The 14,789-nt window shown below is 72.7% G+C and carries 14 protein-coding genes; 6 read left to right on the top strand and 8 right to left on the bottom strand.

Features of this window, described 5'->3' with window-relative positions; all coding sequences use genetic code 11:
- Window positions 1–9 precede the first annotated feature (9 nt).
- Window positions 10–363 (bottom strand): hypothetical protein, encoded by a 354-nt coding sequence (locus S1361_RS23970; protein ID WP_208033831.1) that lies wholly within the window; start codon window positions 361–363, stop codon window positions 10–12.
- Window positions 364–824: 461 nt separating this feature from the next.
- On the opposite strand from S1361_RS23970, the gene S1361_RS23965 reads away from it, so the two are divergent.
- On the top strand, window positions 825–1,892 hold the full coding sequence (locus S1361_RS23965) for a C40 family peptidase (protein ID WP_208036737.1): 1,068 nt from the start codon (window positions 825–827) through the stop codon (window positions 1,890–1,892).
- 37 nt (window positions 1,893–1,929) lie between these two features.
- Here the strand turns inward: S1361_RS23965 and S1361_RS23960 are convergent, their stop codons facing one another.
- Window positions 1,930–2,658 carry a LuxR C-terminal-related transcriptional regulator gene (locus S1361_RS23960; RefSeq protein WP_208033830.1) on the bottom strand — a complete coding sequence of 243 codons (729 nt, stop codon included), beginning with the start codon at window positions 2,656–2,658 and terminating at the stop codon, window positions 1,930–1,932.
- Window positions 2,655–3,944: an ATP-binding protein gene (locus tag S1361_RS23955; protein WP_208033829.1), complete on the bottom strand. Its 1,290-nt coding sequence runs from the start codon at window positions 3,942–3,944 to the stop codon at window positions 2,655–2,657. The genes S1361_RS23960 and S1361_RS23955 overlap by 4 nt, the downstream gene beginning before the upstream one ends.
- A gap of 213 nt (window positions 3,945–4,157) precedes the next feature.
- On the opposite strand from S1361_RS23955, the gene S1361_RS23950 reads away from it, so the two are divergent.
- Together S1361_RS23950 and S1361_RS23945 are read left to right on the top strand one after the other, a co-directional pair.
- The gene (locus tag S1361_RS23950; RefSeq protein ID WP_208033828.1) at window positions 4,158–5,600 is read left to right on the top strand and encodes a PspC domain-containing protein; all 1,443 of its coding nucleotides are present in this window, start codon (window positions 4,158–4,160) and stop codon (window positions 5,598–5,600) included.
- Complete coding sequence (locus S1361_RS23945) at window positions 5,587–5,811, top strand: hypothetical protein (protein WP_208033827.1); 225 nt, start codon at window positions 5,587–5,589, stop codon at window positions 5,809–5,811. Before S1361_RS23950 ends, S1361_RS23945 begins: the two co-directional genes overlap by 14 nt.
- Here S1361_RS23945 and S1361_RS23940 read toward each other — a convergent pair.
- Together S1361_RS23940 and S1361_RS23935 are read right to left on the bottom strand one after the other, a co-directional pair.
- A complete protein-coding gene (locus tag S1361_RS23940; RefSeq protein ID WP_208033826.1) occupies window positions 5,802–6,329 on the bottom strand; it encodes a DoxX family membrane protein in 528 nt (175 codons plus the stop codon). The two genes, S1361_RS23945 and S1361_RS23940, sit on opposite strands and share 10 nt — an antisense overlap.
- A gap of 126 nt (window positions 6,330–6,455) precedes the next feature.
- Entirely contained in the window at window positions 6,456–7,736 is a 1,281-nt protein-coding gene (locus tag S1361_RS23935; protein WP_208033825.1) for a hypothetical protein, read from the bottom strand.
- Window positions 7,737–7,924: 188 nt separating this feature from the next.
- Between S1361_RS23935 and S1361_RS23930 the strand changes: the two genes are divergently transcribed.
- Window positions 7,925–8,839 carry a DUF4429 domain-containing protein gene (locus tag S1361_RS23930; RefSeq protein ID WP_208033824.1) on the top strand — a complete coding sequence of 305 codons (915 nt, stop codon included), beginning with the start codon at window positions 7,925–7,927 and terminating at the stop codon, window positions 8,837–8,839.
- Here the strand turns inward: S1361_RS23930 and S1361_RS23925 are convergent.
- A complete protein-coding gene (locus S1361_RS23925) occupies window positions 8,832–9,626 on the bottom strand; it encodes a class II aldolase/adducin family protein (protein WP_208033823.1) in 795 nt (264 codons plus the stop codon). The genes S1361_RS23930 and S1361_RS23925 overlap by 8 nt on opposite strands.
- A 149-nt stretch (window positions 9,627–9,775) precedes the next feature.
- Between S1361_RS23925 and S1361_RS23920 the strand changes: the two genes are divergently transcribed.
- Complete coding sequence (locus tag S1361_RS23920; RefSeq protein WP_208036736.1) at window positions 9,776–10,243, top strand: pyridoxamine 5'-phosphate oxidase family protein; 468 nt, start codon at window positions 9,776–9,778, stop codon at window positions 10,241–10,243.
- A 9-nt stretch (window positions 10,244–10,252) separates the two neighbouring features.
- Here the strand turns inward: S1361_RS23920 and guaA are convergent, their stop codons facing one another.
- Complete coding sequence (guaA, locus tag S1361_RS23915; RefSeq protein WP_208033822.1) at window positions 10,253–11,833, bottom strand: glutamine-hydrolyzing GMP synthase; 1,581 nt, start codon at window positions 11,831–11,833, stop codon at window positions 10,253–10,255.
- Between the two features lie 283 nt (window positions 11,834–12,116).
- Between guaA and S1361_RS23910 the strand changes: the two genes are divergently transcribed.
- Window positions 12,117–12,392 carry a chorismate mutase gene (locus tag S1361_RS23910; protein ID WP_208033821.1) on the top strand — a complete coding sequence of 92 codons (276 nt, stop codon included), beginning with the start codon at window positions 12,117–12,119 and terminating at the stop codon, window positions 12,390–12,392.
- Window positions 12,393–12,975: 583 nt separating this feature from the next.
- Here the strand turns inward: S1361_RS23910 and S1361_RS23905 are convergent.
- Window positions 12,976–14,781 carry a GMC family oxidoreductase N-terminal domain-containing protein gene (locus S1361_RS23905; RefSeq protein WP_208033820.1) on the bottom strand — a complete coding sequence of 602 codons (1,806 nt, stop codon included), beginning with the start codon at window positions 14,779–14,781 and terminating at the stop codon, window positions 12,976–12,978.
- Between the last annotated feature and the right edge of the window lie 8 nt (window positions 14,782–14,789).

Here is a 14,789-nt window from a genome sequence, read left to right as displayed (position 1 = left end):
CGCCGGGGGTCAGGTCCAGAGGACGGCGATGAAGATGTTGGCCGTGGTGAGCAGGCCGACCAGCCCGAAGAGGCCCTTGTCGACCCGTTCCTCGTCGCGCTTCACGTAGACCAGGCCGAGGATCACGATCAGCAGGGCCAGCTTCACGCCGATCTTGATGGTGTTGACGTGGTGGTCGTCGGCCTGGTTGAGGCCGACGAGGGCCACGCCGGTGACCAGCATGGTCAGCGCGCCGTGCAGCATCCCGGGCACGAACCGGGCCGTGCCCTGGCCCATCGCCTTCATCTGGGTGAGGAATCCGCCGAGCAGCGCGGCGATACCGACGATGTGCAGGCCGACGAAGAGATGGATGAGTACGTCCATGGGGCCGGAGCCTAGCCAGGGGCCTCCGGCCGCCCCGTCACCGGGCCCACCGAAGGAGTTCGCAAGGTTCCCTCGACACGGCCGCGGACTGACACTCGGGGCGCTTGGAAGTTCCGGCACTGAGGCGCGGTAGCACCCCACGCTCGCCACCATTCTCACTTTCCGCACTTCGATCACCACGCTACGTAAACACGACGACTCCCCTGCGTCCCTGCGATCACATACGGCCAAAACCCGGTCCGTCCGAACCAGTTCCGTACAGCGCGTTACCCACTTGTCACCGTCCGGCCTACCGTCCTCCCCCAGGTGACCGGCTCCCCACCGCCGCCCGGGCCATGGGCGGCAGTCGGCCACCACCGCCGAGAAAGGCCCGGCGGCGGCCCGCCTCCCCTGTGCGGGCCGCCGCGGGGCGTACTGACCGCTCGGTCGTACGAGTCGTACGGAAGGACGTGACAGTCCAGGTGGCAGCGCACCGCAAGCCCTCGCAACGCCCGTTCAGCGGCCATACGGCCCGGACGGCCGTCACGCTCGCCCTGGCGGGCGCGGCCACCGCGACGGGTTTCGACGGGACGGGACACGCCGAGCCACAGCTGACGCCGCAGCAGGTGAAGGCGAAGGTGGACACCCTGTACCGGGAGGCCGAGGCCGCCACCGAGAAATACCACGAGGCGAAGGAGAAGGCGGACACGTCCCAGCGGCGGCTGAACTCGCTCCAGGAGCAGGCCGCCCGCAAGCAGACGAAGCTCAACTCCGCCCGGGAGGCACTGGGTGGCGCCGCGGCGGCGCAGTACCGCGACGGCGGCATCGACCCGGCCTGGCAACTGGCCCTCTCCAGCGACCCAGACCGGTACCTGGACGGCGCCGCGCTCGCCGAGCGGGCCGGTGACCGGCAGGCCGCCGCCGTCTCACAGGTGCGCCGGCAACTGCGCGAGATCGAGCGGTTGCGCGGTGCCGCGCGCATCGAACTGACCTCGCTGCGGTCCCGGCAGGCCGAGCTGAACCGGCACAAGAAGACCCTCACCGGCAAGCTGGCCGAGGCCCGGCGGCTGCTGGCACGGCTGACTCCACGGCAGCGAGCCGAGGCCACCGGTGCCGGCGGTACGAGCGGACCGCGCGTCTCGCGGTCGGCCGTGGACCCGCGGGAGCCGCTGGAGCGGGCCGGGTCCGCCCCGGCCCCCACCACCCGCGCGGCGGCGGCCGTCGCCTACGCCTACGGCAAGCTCGGCAGCCCCTATGTGTGGGGAGCGACCGGCCCGAACGCCTTCGACTGCTCGGGCCTGGTCCAGGCCGCCTACCGTTCCGCCGGCATCTCCCTGCCGCGCACCACCTACGCCCAGATCAACGCGGGCCACCGGGTCTCCCGTTCCGAACTCCGCCCGGGGGACCTGGTGTTCTTCTACTCCGGGATCAGCCACGTCGGCATCTACGTGGGCAACGGCCGGATGATCCACGCCCCGAACCCGTCGGCACCGGTCCGCGTGGCCCCGATCGACCAGATGCCCTTCGCGGGGGCTACCAGGGTCGCCTGAGGCCGGAAGCAGGTGGGGCGAGGGTGAGCCGTAGGGGTCAGACCAGCCGGCGTGCGGTGGCCCAGCGGGTCAGCTCGTGCCGGTTCGACAACTGGAGCTTGCGCAGGACCGCCGAGACATGGGACTCGACCGTCTTCACCGAGATGAACAGCTGCTTGGCGATCTCCTTGTACGCATAGCCACGGGCGATCAGGCGCAGCACCTCGCGTTCCCGCTGGGTGAGGCGGTCCAGGTCCTCGTCCACCGGCGGGGCGTCCGTGGAGGCGAAGGCGTCGAGCACGAACCCGGCGAGCCGCGGGGAGAAGACGGCGTCGCCCTCCTGGACGCGGAAGATCGAGTCGACCAGGTCCGCGCCGGTGATGGTCTTGGTGACATAGCCCCGGGCGCCGCCGCGGATCACCCCGATCACGTCCTCCGCCGCGTCCGACACGGACAGCGCGAGGAAACGGACGGGCTGTTCGGCGTCCGCGGTCAACGCCGCGCAGCGGCGCAGCACTTCGACCCCACCGCCGCCCGGCAGGTGGACGTCGAGGAGGACGACCTCGGGCCGGGTGGCGGTGATGACCGCGACCGCCTGGTCGACGTCCGCGGCCTCGCCGACCACCTCGACGCCGGTCTCGGCGGTCCGGCCGATCTCGGCCTGGACGCCGGCGCGGAACATCCGGTGGTCGTCCACGAGGACCACCCGTACGTGCCGCCCGCCCGCGCCGCCGGGCAGTCCGGACTCCGCCGCCCCCGTGCCGTTCGCCTCGGTCGCGTCGCTCATGACGTCTTCTCCGCCCTCTCCATCTCCAGCTCGACCTCGGTGCCGCCGCCGGGCACCGCCCGCAGCCGGGCCGTGCCGCCGTTGCGTTCCATGCGGCCGATGATCGATTCTCTGACACCCATGCGGTCGGTGGGTATCGCGTCGAGGTCGAAGCCGGGGCCGCGGTCCCGTACGGACACGAAGACCGTCTTCCCCTCGACTTCGGCGTAGACCTGTACGGCACCGCCCTCGCCACCGTACTTGGCGGCGTTCACCATCGCCTCGCGCGCGGCTTGCATCTGCGCTCCGGTCCTCTCGTCCAGCGGGCAGTCGCCCACGATCACGACCTCGATGGGCACCCCGTGCTTGTCCTCCACCTCGGCGGCGTTGCGGCGCACCGCCTCGGCGACCGTGTCCGGCTCGTCCGCCTCGTCCTTGCCGGTGCCCTCCGGCTTGTACAGCCAGGCACGCAGTTCCCGCTCCTGCGCGCGGGCGAGGCGGCGCACCTCGCCAGCCTGGTCGGCGTTGCGCTGGATCAGGGTGAGGGTGTGCAGCACGGAGTCGTGGACGTGGGCGGCGACTTCAGCGCGTTCCTGGGCACGGATGCGCATCAGCCGCTCCTCGGACAGGTCCTGGGTCATGCGGACCAGGTAGGGGCCGGCGAGCAGGGTGATGCCGACGAGGACGGCGAGCGCGGCCTGCAGGACCGCGCCCAGGTGGGCGGCCGAGCCCTGCAGGACGAAGACGACGGTGACACCGGCCGTGACCAGCAGGACGCCGCCGGCGGTGCGCAGCAGGGTGAGGGTGCGGCGCCGGCTGCCGACCTCGACCCAGCGGGCCCGCCGGGCGTTGTCCGCCTGACGCCAGACGAGGGCGACACCGGCCGCGACGAGGACGGCGGGCACCAGATATGCCTTGGCCGCGCTGTCCAGGTCGACGCTGCCCACGAAGACCATCGACACGATGACCATGAGGAGCAGCGCGACGATCTGGCCCCGGTCCGGTTTGCGGGCGACGAGCCTGCGGCGCCCGTCGGGCCAGCTCTCGGTGCCCACCAGCGAGGGCTTCTGGTCGCCGACGCCGCCGACACCGAGCGGGACGAAGAACCAGAACGCGGCGTACAGCAGCGCTCCGAGGCCGTCGGCCATGAACAGGCCGACGAAGACGAGCCGCACCCAGACGACGGGCAGCCCGAGGTGCCCGGCGAGGCCCCGCGCCACTCCGCCGAGCCAGCGTCCGTCGCTGCTGCGGTAGAGCTTGCGCGGTGGCCGCGGGTCGTCGAGTGGCAGGCTTGCGGCTTCCGGCATGCCAACGATGGTCACACGGCCGGGCGGAGGGGGCATCAGGGTCGGCCCCCGAGACACCCCTGATCTTCCGTCCGGAGCCGGTCCGGGTGAGGGGACCGGCGGGCGGTGCGCGCCGGTCGAACGCTTCCCCGCCTCGTCTCAGGGCCGATTTCAGGGTTCGCCCAGGGTCGTCCCGGCTGCCGTCGCGGCGGCCGGGCCGTCACCATGGAACGCATGACGGATCACGAGCACGCCGCGACGGGTCCGGGACCCGGCCCCGGCCCGCGCCCGGCCCCGGGCACCGGGCCGACGGATGCCGCGCCCGCCGCGACGCAAGAGACGGGAGCGGCCGGCGCCGGCACCCCTTCCTCCCCGGACGGGCCCGCGCAGCAGGAGGGCGCCGGAGCACCCGCCCGGCTCCGGCGCGACCGCCGGCACAAGATGATCGCGGGCGTGTGCGCGGGACTGGGGCGGCAGACCGACATGGATCCGGTGATCTTCCGGATCACGCTGGCCGTGCTGTCGGCGACCGGCGGCCTGGGCCTGATCTTCTATGGCTTCGTCTGGCTCCTGGTGCCGTACGAGGACGAGGAGGAGAACGAGCTGCGCAAGCTCTTCACGGCCCGGGTCGACGGCCAGGCGCTGGCCGCCGTGCTGTTCACGCTGGTCGGCTGCGGGATCCTCCTGACCCTGCTGAAGAACGGCGGGGTGCTGGCGTTCGCCACGGTGCTCTCGCTGCTGCTGGCGGGCGCGGGGTACTGGTCGCCGCGCCGTGGCACCCCCGGCCCCGACCCGCTGGCCGCGCAGGCCGCCGCCGACGCCCCGCCGGAGGCCCAGGCGCCGCCGGTCGTCACCACCTACCCGTCGTGGTGGCGGGACCCGATCGTCAAGGACGGCTCCCATGTCGGCGGGACCGGCTATCTGTGGGGGCCGGGCGATGCCCGCGAGCGGGACCTCCTCTCAGCGGTGGACGTCGGCATGGCCACCCCCTGGACGCACCCGGGGCCGATACGGCCGCCGCAGGCCGCGCCTCCGAGACCACGCGGCCCGCGCTGGATCGGCGGCTGGGTGTTCCTGCTGGCCTTGCTGGCGGGCGGCCTGGGCACCGGGCTCGGCTGGCACACGCACCCGCTGGGCACCAGCCTGCAGACCGGGCTGGCGTGCGCGCTGGCGGTGTTCGGACTGGGCATCGCGCTCAGCGCGGTCCTGGGCCGGACGGGGGCCGGGACGGTGTTCCTGGCGCTGGTCACGGCGGCGCTGCTCGCCGGGGCGGCGGCCCTGCCCCGGGACATCACCACCGACTGGCGGAAGACGTCCTGGAAGCCGGCCGCGGCGGCCCAGGTGCGGTCCGGGTACGACCTCGGCACCGGCCGGGGCACCCTCGACCTGACCCGGGTGCATCCGGCCAAGGGGCAGACGGTCTCGACGGACGCCCGGGTGGGGGCGGGAGAGCTGAAGGTGGTGGTGCCGGCCGACGCGACCGTGCGGATGAGCATCGACGTGGGGATGGGCGACATCCGGTTGCCCGGGGACAGTGCGAGAGACGTGGACGTGCAGCCGGGCAGGCACAAAGAGGTGACGCTGGCGCCGGCCGAAGGTGCCGGGAAGGCCGGCACCCTGGATCTGACGCTCGGCGTCGGAGTGGGACAGGTGGAGGTCAGCCGTGCTGCGTCATGAGTTCCAGCCCGGGAGGCTGGTCGCCGGGCTCTTCCTCACCGCCACCGCCGCGGTGTACGCGGGGGACGCGGGCGGTCTGTGGGACGCCCCGTGGTTCGCGGTCGTGCCGCTGGTGGTGGGCGGGCTCTGTCTGGCCGGGGCGACGGCCGTGCTGACCCGGGGGATACGCAGACGGGGCGGCACGGAGGGGGCGGAGGGCGGTCAGAGATAGCCGCCGGCCCGCCGGCGCCGCGCCCGCCAGGCCGCGTCCACGGAGAGGTAGGGGGTGCCGGCGAGGACGAGGGGGAGCCAGGCCATCAGGTAGGCGAGGTCGTTGCCGTAGTAGTACGGGGTGCTCGCCCAGCTCACGGTCAGCCAGAGACTGAGCGAGATCAGCGCGCCGCCGAGTGCGGCCAGCCGGCCGAGCAGTCCGAGGAGGGTGCCGATGCCGACGGCCAGCTCCCCGAGGGCGACGGCGTAGCCGAAGCCGACCGGGCTCTTCAGGGCCAGGTCGACCAGGGCCGGGATGGCGGCGGAGTCGCGGGCCGCGCGCATGGTCTCGCCGATCGAGCCGGTGCCGGCGGACTGCATGAACGCGCTGTCGGTGAGCTTGTCCAGACCGGCGTAGACGAAGGTGACGCCCAGGAAGACGCGCAGGGGCAGCAGGGCGTAGTGGGCTGCGGTGTCCCGCCAGGAGCGGGGGTCGTGCACCCCGGTGGTGTGTGTCTGGGTCCGCATGCCGTGAGTCATCGCCGCAGCCGCCTCTCGCCCGCCGTGCCACCCCTCGATTGACATACGTATGACGAAGGGAGTCGGTTCAATCCTGTCGCGGACGATTTTCCGGGTCTCGGGCGCCCGCGCGGGCGTGTCCGGTGCTCACTCGGTCACCTGGAGGGGGTAGCGGTTGGTCGCCACGCCGGCCGCGGTCACCACCTGGACGTCCACGGTGCCGGGCTCGACGTCGGCGGGTACGGGCACGGTCAGGGCGTGGTCCGTGGGGTTGCGGAAGCCGCCCGCGACGGGGACCAGGGGGACGTGGACGTCGACCGCGCCGATCCGGACGACCATGCGGCAGAGCCGGTCGGCGGTCTGGGCGCCGGGCGGGATGAAGCCGCTGCCGCGGATCTCGATGTCGTCGCCGGTGCGGATCGGGCCGTCCAGGTCGCCGGGTTCGCGGGCGCGGACCACCGAGAGGATCACCGGCCGGCCACCCTCGGAGTACTTGCCGGCCAGGTAGGTGGCGGCCGAGATCAGCACGACCACGGCCAGGCCCCAGGGCAGGTCGGGCAGCTGGTCGGGGCGGCGGGCCAGCCGTACGGCGGCGAAGAGCAGGGCGACGGCGCTGACGGCGACGTACTGGATGTCGGCGAAGGCGCCCTTGCCGGAGTCGTCGGTGAGCAGGTCGGCGGCGCGCGGGCGGTGGGCCGGCACCTTCTGCAGCCGCTGGGCGAGGACGCGCAGGCCCACCACCCGGCGGACCAGGACGGCGATGCCGCACACCACGGCGAGGACGGTCACCACGCCCGCGCCGCGCGCGAGATCGAGGCCGGAGATCAGCGCGTCGCGTTCGGCGTGGTCGGAGGCGGCGGCCAGGCGGGCGGCCAGCAGCAGGACGGCGTAACCGACGAACAGCACCCAGCAGGCGGCGACGGTACGGGAGGTGGACATGCGGTTGTCCTCGCCGATCACCGGGGCGAGCGCTCCGCCGCGCGCCCGGTGCAGGAAGCAGGCGGCGGTCAGCGCGCCGGCGACGGCCAGTGCGGCGAGCAGGGCCGCGGTGCGGGCGCCGGTCCAGCCCGCGCCGATCGCGGTGAGCGCCTCGGCGAGCAGCAGTGCGACGACCGCGCCCCACACGGCGCACACCGTCCGCAGCCACAGCCGGGTGAGCCGGGCCGCGCCCTCGGCCCGGCCCTGTTCGGCGACGGCCTCGGCCCGCTGGGTCAGTTCCTCGGAGACCCACTGGCGGGACGCCGAGGCGGAGTGCGCCACGGCCGCCGGCAGTCCCCGGCCGGCGGCGAACTCGTCGCGCCGGCGCAGGAACGCGGCGACGGCCCGCCGGTGTCCCTCCCGGGCGCCGTGCGGGCAGTCCCCGCAGGTGCAGCCGCCCTCGTGGACGCTCTCGGCATCCGTGTCCCCTCTCGCCTCCTGCACCGCCACGCCCGACGCCCGCCTTCCCCACGACCTGCCGATCCGGCCGTCCGCCCCGGCGGGGCGCACGACGGCCGGGCAACTCCCCGGTGACGACAGCGAATTGTGCCCTATGCGGGGGCCTTCGGGGCGGTTGGGCCGGGTCAGCGCGAGTGAAGCCGGGGCCGCCGGGTTGACCCGGCTGCGAGAATCGCCGTATGGCCGAGATCATCCAGCGGGACGGGACCTGGGCCTTCGACGGCAGCACGATCCGGATCACCCCCGGGCCGCACCGCTCGGTGCCGCTGTTCCGGCAGACGTACGGGGAGATCGCCGTACCGCTGGAGGCGGTCTCGGGTGTGGTCTACGAGCCGGAGCGCAGGCGCGGCCGGCTGCGGATGCGGCTGCGCGAGGGCGCCGACCCCCTGTTGCAGGCCACCGGCGGCCGGCTGCCGGACGCGGCCGACCCGTACCGGCTGACGGTGGACGCGGACCGTTCGGGGGTCGCGCAGTACGTCGCCGAGGAGATCCGGCACGCGCTGCTCCTGGACCAGGTCCCCGAAGGGCCGACGGACGGCTATCTGCTGCCGGGGCCGCCGGTGCCGGTCTCGGTTCGGTCCTCCGACGGCACGGTGTCCTTCGACGGCAGCCAGGTGCGCATCGACTGGGCCGACACCTCCGACCGGGTCAAGCGCGCGACCGGCCCGCGGATCATCGCGCTCGGGGACGTGGTGCAGGTGGAGTGGCTGCCCAACTCGGGGTCCGAGGACGGCTTCCTGCGGTTCGTGACCCGGGAGACGGTGTTCTCCAGGCTGCCGCCCGAGCGGGACCCGTACGCCCTGGACCTGTGGGGCAGTGTCCGCCGGGATCTGCTGACGGCGCTGGTCGCGACGGCGGTCACCGCCCGGCTGCCGCATCCCTCCACCCGCGCCGACGGCTCGCCAGAGGACCGGCCCCGGTCCCCGGCCGGCGTGCCGGCGCGCGACGGCGGTCACGATGTGCTGCTGCGCCGCCTGCGGGAGCTGGGTGAGCTGCACCGGGACGGTGTGCTCACGGACGAGGAGTTCGGGAGGACCAAGGCGGTCATCCTCGGGGGCTTCGGATGCGGCTCCGGAGGCGGCGGCCTCAGCTGAGCAGGTCGGGTTCGCCGCGGCTGATGTCCTGCCACAGCGGCTGGTAGTTGATCCAGGCCACCAGGTCGCCGCCGAGCTGTTCGCGGGTGGCGACGGCGCGCTTGTGGTCGATGAGGACCGGCCGGCCGGCCGCCTTCGCCAGCAGCTGCACCTGGCAGGACCGCTCCAGGGACAGGAACCACCAGGCCGCCGCGTCCACCGAGTCGCCGACGGTGAGCAGGCCGTGGTTGCGCAGCACGAGTGCCTTGCGGGAGCCCAGCGCGGCGGCGATCCGGCGGCCCTCCTCGGCGTCCACGGTGACACCGGTGTAGGCGTCGTAGAGGGCGAGGTCCTCGTAGAAGGCGCAGCTCTCCTGGGTGATGGGGTCGATCAGGTCGCCGAGGGCGGCGAGGGCGCGGCCGTGCACCGAGTGGCAGTGGGCGACGGCGACGACGTCGGGCCGGGCGGCGTGCACCTGGGCGTGCACGGTGAACGCGGCCTGGTTGACGTGGTAGCGGCCCTCGACGACCTGTCCGTCCTGGTTGGCGAGGACGAGATCGCTGACGGTGACGTGCTTGAACGGCATCCCGAACGGATTGACCCAGAAGCAGTCGGTGAACTCCGGGTCCCGGGCGGTGATGTGCCCGGACACCCCGTCCTCGAACCCGGCCCGGCCGAAGATCCGCAGGGCGCCCGCGAGCCGCTCCTTGCGGTGCCGGCGTTCGTCCTCGGCCGACTCGTGCATCGGCGGCATGGCGAACTGCAGCCGGTCGGTGGGCAGCGGCAGGGGCGGAGTGGGCCCGTGCATAGATCCTCCCGTGCGGGGATTGCGGTACGGGCCGGAAGGTACCGTCGGCCGGCTCAAAAGGGCAGAGCTGGTCCGTGAAGATGCGGTGCGCCACACCATCCCGACAGAGGATGTCGGGATTCCGGGGGAGGCTGCCCGGCATGAACCGTATGAACTGGGGAGACTTCCGCACCGCCGTACCCGATCTGGCGCGGACCGCCGAGGAGCGCTTCGGCGCGTACCGGCACCACGTCCTCGCGACCCTCCGCAAGGACGGCTCGCCCCGCACCTGTGGGATCGAGGCCCGTTTTCTGCGCGGGGAGCTGTGGCTCGGCATGATGCCGGGCTCCCTCAAGGCCCTCGACCTGCGCCGCGACCCGCGTTTCGCCCTCCAGGCCAACCCCGGCGACGGTACGGGCATGGGCGGCGGCGACGTCCGGATCGGCGGACGGGCGTACGAGGTCGAGGACGGCGAGGCGAGGGCCGCGTACGTGGAAGAGGTGGAACCGCCGCAGCCGTTCCACCTCTTCCGCACCGAGCTGACGGAGGTCGTGCGGACCTACGTCGAGGACGACCGGTATCTGGTCACCCTGGTCTGGTGGCCCGGAGCGCCGGTGCGCACGCTCAAGCGGACCTGATCCGGGGGATCACTCCCACTCGATCGTGCCCGGCGGCTTGGAGGTCACGTCCAGGACGACCCGGTTGACGTCCCGGACCTCGTTGGTGATCCGGGTCGAGATGCGGCCGAGGACGTCGTAGGGCAGCCGGGACCAGTCGGCGGTCATGGCGTCCTCGGAGGAGACCGGGCGCAGGACGATCGGGTGGCCGTAGGTGCGGCCGTCGCCCTGCACGCCCACGCTGCGGACGTCGGCGAGCAGGACCACCGGGCACTGCCAGATGTCGCGGTCCAGGCCGGCCGCGGTCAGCTCCTCGCGGGCGATGGCGTCGGCCTCGCGGAGCAGGTCCAGCCGCTCCTTCGTCACCTCGCCGACGATCCGGATGCCCAGGCCGGGGCCGGGGAAGGGCTGGCGCTGGACGATCTCCTCGGGCAGGCCCAGCTCCTGGCCGACCATGCGGACCTCGTCCTTGAACAGCTTGCGCAGCGGCTCGATCAGCTTGAACTCGAGGTCCTCGGGCAGGCCGCCGACGTTGTGGTGCGACTTGATGTTGGCGGTGCCGGTGCCGCCGCCGGACTCGACCACGTCCGGGTACAGGGTGCCCTGGACCAGGAACTCCACGGCCGGGCCCTCGTCGGCGATGATCTCGGCCTGCGCCTGCTCGAAGACGCGGATGAACTCGCGGCCGATGATCTTCCGCTTCTCCTCGGGGTCGGTGACCCCGGCGAGGGCCTTGAGGAAGCGCTCCTCGGCGTCCACGACCTTCAGCTGGACGCCGGTGGCCGCGACGAAGTCCTTCTCGACCTGCTCGGTCTCGCCCTTGCGCATCAGGCCGTGGTCGACGTACACGCAGGTCAGCTGGGAGCCGATGGCCTTCTGGACCAGGGCGGCGGCCACGGCGGAGTCGACACCGCCGGACAGGCCGCAGATCGCGCGCTTGTCGCCGACCAGCGCGCGGATGGCCTCGACCTGCTCCTCGATCACGTTGCCGGTGGTCCAGTTCGGCTTCAGGCCGGCACCGCGGTAGAGGAAGTGCTCCAGCACCTGCTGGCCGTGCGTGGAGTGCATGACCTCGGGGTGGTACTGGACGCCGTACAGCTTCTTGTCGTCGTTCTCGAAGGCGGCGACCGGGACGACGTCCGTGGACGCGGTCACCGTGAAGCCCTCGGGGGCGGCGGAGCAGGCGTCGCCGTGCGACATCCACACGTGCTGCTCGTCCGGGGTGCCCTCGAAGAGGGTGGAGGAGTTCCTGCAGACGTGCAGGTCGGTACGGCCGTACTCGCGGGCGCCGGTGTTGTCGACGGTGCCGCCGAGGGACTGCGCCATGAGCTGGAAGCCGTAGCACATGCCGAAGACGGGGACGCCGGCCTCGAAGATCTCGCGGTCGAGGGTGGGAGCGCCCTCCTCGTACACGGACGAGGGGCCGCCGGAGAGGATGATCGCCGCGGGGTTCTTGGCGAGCATCTCGGCCACCGGCATGGTGCTGGGCACGATCTCGCTGTAGACCCGCGCCTCGCGGACGCGACGGGCGATGAGCTGGGCGTACTGCGCGCCGAAGTCGACGACCAGGACGGTGTCGGGGGTGGCGGCAGACTGGGTCGCTGATGACACGGGGTGCCTTCTGGTGGTCGGGCGGGGGTCTGTGCTTCCGATTCTAACGGGGCGGCCGCGCGACCTCCGAGACGAGCCGCCATGGCATACTGGCCCGCATGCGCAAGCACTCGACCTTCGTCTTTACCTATGGCATCCGGCCCGCCGGCTGCCATGGTCGTGCTGCTTGAGCGAACCGCCAAGCGACTTCCCAGGCGCCCCGGGCCGACAAGGCCCGGGGCGCCTGTCGTTTTCCGGGTCCTGTCGTCCCGGGGCGACCACCCTCCCGACAAGGAGCCCCGACATGACCACCACCAGCCCGGAAGCGGCCGCCGGCCCGGAGACGATCATCGCCGACGCCCGTGAGCGCATCGACGCGCTCGACGACCGGATCATCGGCCTCGTCCAGGAGCGGATGGCCGTCTCCGCCGTCGTCCAGCAGACCCGGATCGCCTCCGGCGGCCGGCGGGTGCACCTCTCCCGCGAGATGGAGATCCTCGCCCGCTACCGGGACGCCCTCGGCAAGCCCGGCACCAGCCTCGCCATGACTCTGCTGGAGCTGAGCCGGGGTCGTATCTGAGTTCGGTCCCGCTCTCACCCGTACGGCGCGTGACCGGCCCGTGCACCGCCTCGTTGAGCGGGGTGTCCGTGCCAGCCAGGGGCGGGCCCGACAGAACCACGCGTGGCTCGCTGGAGCGATGAGGCGTACGGGTCGTGCCGTACGCCGTGGGACCTCGCTCCGGCAGTGACCGGACGGCAGGGGACAGCAGCCCGGTCACCCAAGAGAACGGCCGGCTCCGGGGACGCCCGGGGCCGGCCGGCGGAGAACCGAAGACAGGCCACAGGGCACACGAACAGGCGGTGCAACCCCCGGCGCCGCTTCCCGGGCACCGGCGCTGCCCTGACGCCGGTGCTGACCGAGAGAAGGGCCCCGCGGCCTCTCCGTCCCGCGGGGCCCTTCGTCATGCCCGCGAACAGGCACCCAACACGGTGTGACCCGCCTCACACGAAAATCCCGGACCTCCGGAGCAACCCTTCTCGCTTTTCGCTGATCAAACCTGCCGGATCAAGAAACGGCGAGAGGGACCTGCCTTCGGAGGGGGATGCAGGTCCCTCTGTACCGCCGGGCCGCGGTCACCGTTGTGCCGCCCGGGCCGCCGTGGTCACTTCTTCGGGGGCACCGCCGGCATCCCCAGGAACGGCAGCCGCAGCGCGCCGAACGCGTCCGCCGGGACCACCGGGGCCTTCGGCTCCACCGGCGTCAGCCGCTCGTAGGCCGTCCCCGGCGCCGGCCGCGGATCCTCCTCGCCCTTGTTCGGCCAGAACGACATCGCCCGCTCGGCCTGCGCGGTGATCGTCAGCGAGGGGTTCACGCCCAGGTTCGCCGAGACCGCGGCGCCGTCCACGACCGAGATGCCGGGGTGGCCGTAGAGCCGGTGGTACGGGTCGATCACACCGGTCTCCGGGGAGTCGCCGATGGGGCAGCCGCCGAGGAAGTGCGCGGTGAGCGGGGTGCCCATCAGCTCGCCGACGTTGCTGCCGGCGAAGCCGTTGATCTCGGCGGCGAGCGCGGAGGCGGCCTCGCTCGCGGCCCTGATCTGCTTGGGGTTGGGCGCGCCGTGCCCCTGCCGCGCGGTGAGCAGGCCCCTGCCGATCCCGTCCGGCTTCAGGTACGTGGTCAGCGAGTTGTCCAGGGACTGCATGACCAGGCCGATGATGGTCCGCTCCGACCAGCGCCGGTTGGACAGCGAACGGGCGGCCAGCAGCGGGTGCCGGGCCGCGTTCGCCAGCCAGGCGAGGACACGCGAGGAGCCCTCCGCGTACGGCACCTGGAGGATCGACAGGCCGCCCATCGCGTTGGAGCCCCTGCCGTAGCGGACCGGCTCGATGTGGGTGTTCTCGTCGGGGTGGATCGAGGACGTGATGGCGACGCCCCGCGTGAAGTCGGCCTTCGGCGCGCCGGTGGCCCTGCGGTAGCGGCGGTTGTCGGTCTGCGCGCCGACCAGCGCCTCGGAGTTGGTGCGGGTGAGGTCGCCGAGCCGGGCGGACAGGTACGGCAGCTGCCGGCCGGCCTTCATGCGGTGCAGCAGGGTCTGGGTGCCGTAGGTGCCGGCCGCGAGGACCACCCTGCGGGCGGTGAAGATCCGGCCCTTGCCCTTCTTCCTCCGGTCGGTCGGCAGGGTCGCCACCGCGTAGCCGCCCCGCGAGTCGTCGGTGACGGACACGACCGTGGTCAGGGGGTGGACGACCGCGCCCGACTTCTCGGCGAGGTAGAGGTAGTTCTCGTTGAGGGTGTTCTTCGCGCCGTGCCGGCAGCCGGTCATGCACTCGCCGCACTCGGTGCAGGCGTTGCGGTCGGGGCCGGCGCCGCCGAAGTACGGGTCGCTCGCCTTCTCCCCGGGCCGGGCCTTCGTCGTGCCGTCGGCGTCCTTGCCGTCGCCGAAGAACACGCCGACCGGGGCCAGGTGGAAGGTGTCGCCGACGCCCATCCGCTGGGCCGCCGCCTTCAGGTGCACGTCGGAGGGGGTCATGGTGGGGTTGAGCCGCACGCCGAGCATGCGCTGGGCCTGGTCGTAGTACGGCTTCAGCTCCTCCTGCCAGTCGGTGATGTGCCGCCACTGGGGGTCGTCGAAGAAGGCCTTCGGCGGTACGTAGAGGGTGTTGGCGTAGTTGAGGGAGCCGCCGCCGACGCCGGCGCCCGCGAGGACCATGACGTTGCCCAGCAGGTGGATGCGCTGGATGCCGTACATGCCGAGCTTCGGGGCCCAGAGGTAGTTCTTCAGGTCCCAGGAGTTCTTGGGCAGCGTGGCGCGCGTGAAGCGGCGTCCGGCTTCGAGTACGCCGACTCTGTACCCCTTCTCGGTGAGCCGAAGGGCGGACACCGAGCCGCCGAACCCGGATCCGACGACGATCACGTCGTAGTCGTACCCGTCCTCGTCCCGGGTCTGGACAGACTTCTCCTGCGACACGTGCTCTC

It is taken from the genome of Streptomyces cyanogenus (genome assembly GCF_017526105.1).
GTDB classification, from domain to species: domain Bacteria; phylum Actinomycetota; class Actinomycetes; order Streptomycetales; family Streptomycetaceae; genus Streptomyces; species Streptomyces cyanogenus.
The sequence above is the reverse complement of the archived record's forward strand: the minus strand, read 5'-3'. Positions and strand labels throughout refer to the sequence as shown.

Excerpts from the sequence above, each read along its gene's own strand:
- S1361_RS23970 (WP_208033831.1), bottom strand. The coding sequence starts at position 363 with ATGGACGTACTCATCCATCTCTTCGTCGGCCTGCACATCGTCGGTATC.
- S1361_RS23960 (WP_208033830.1), bottom strand. The coding sequence starts at position 2,658 with ATGAGCGACGCGACCGAGGCGAACGGCACGGGGGCGGCGGAGTCCGGA.
- S1361_RS23955 (WP_208033829.1), bottom strand. The coding sequence starts at position 3,944 with ATGCCGGAAGCCGCAAGCCTGCCACTCGACGACCCGCGGCCACCGCGC.
- S1361_RS23950 (WP_208033828.1), top strand. The coding sequence starts at position 4,158 with ATGACGGATCACGAGCACGCCGCGACGGGTCCGGGACCCGGCCCCGGC.
- S1361_RS23940 (WP_208033826.1), bottom strand. The coding sequence starts at position 6,329 with ATGACTCACGGCATGCGGACCCAGACACACACCACCGGGGTGCACGAC.
- S1361_RS23930 (WP_208033824.1), top strand. The coding sequence starts at position 7,925 with ATGGCCGAGATCATCCAGCGGGACGGGACCTGGGCCTTCGACGGCAGC.
- S1361_RS23925 (WP_208033823.1), bottom strand. The coding sequence starts at position 9,626 with ATGCACGGGCCCACTCCGCCCCTGCCGCTGCCCACCGACCGGCTGCAG.
- S1361_RS23920 (WP_208036736.1), top strand. The coding sequence starts at position 9,776 with ATGAACTGGGGAGACTTCCGCACCGCCGTACCCGATCTGGCGCGGACC.
- S1361_RS23910 (WP_208033821.1), top strand. The coding sequence starts at position 12,117 with ATGACCACCACCAGCCCGGAAGCGGCCGCCGGCCCGGAGACGATCATC.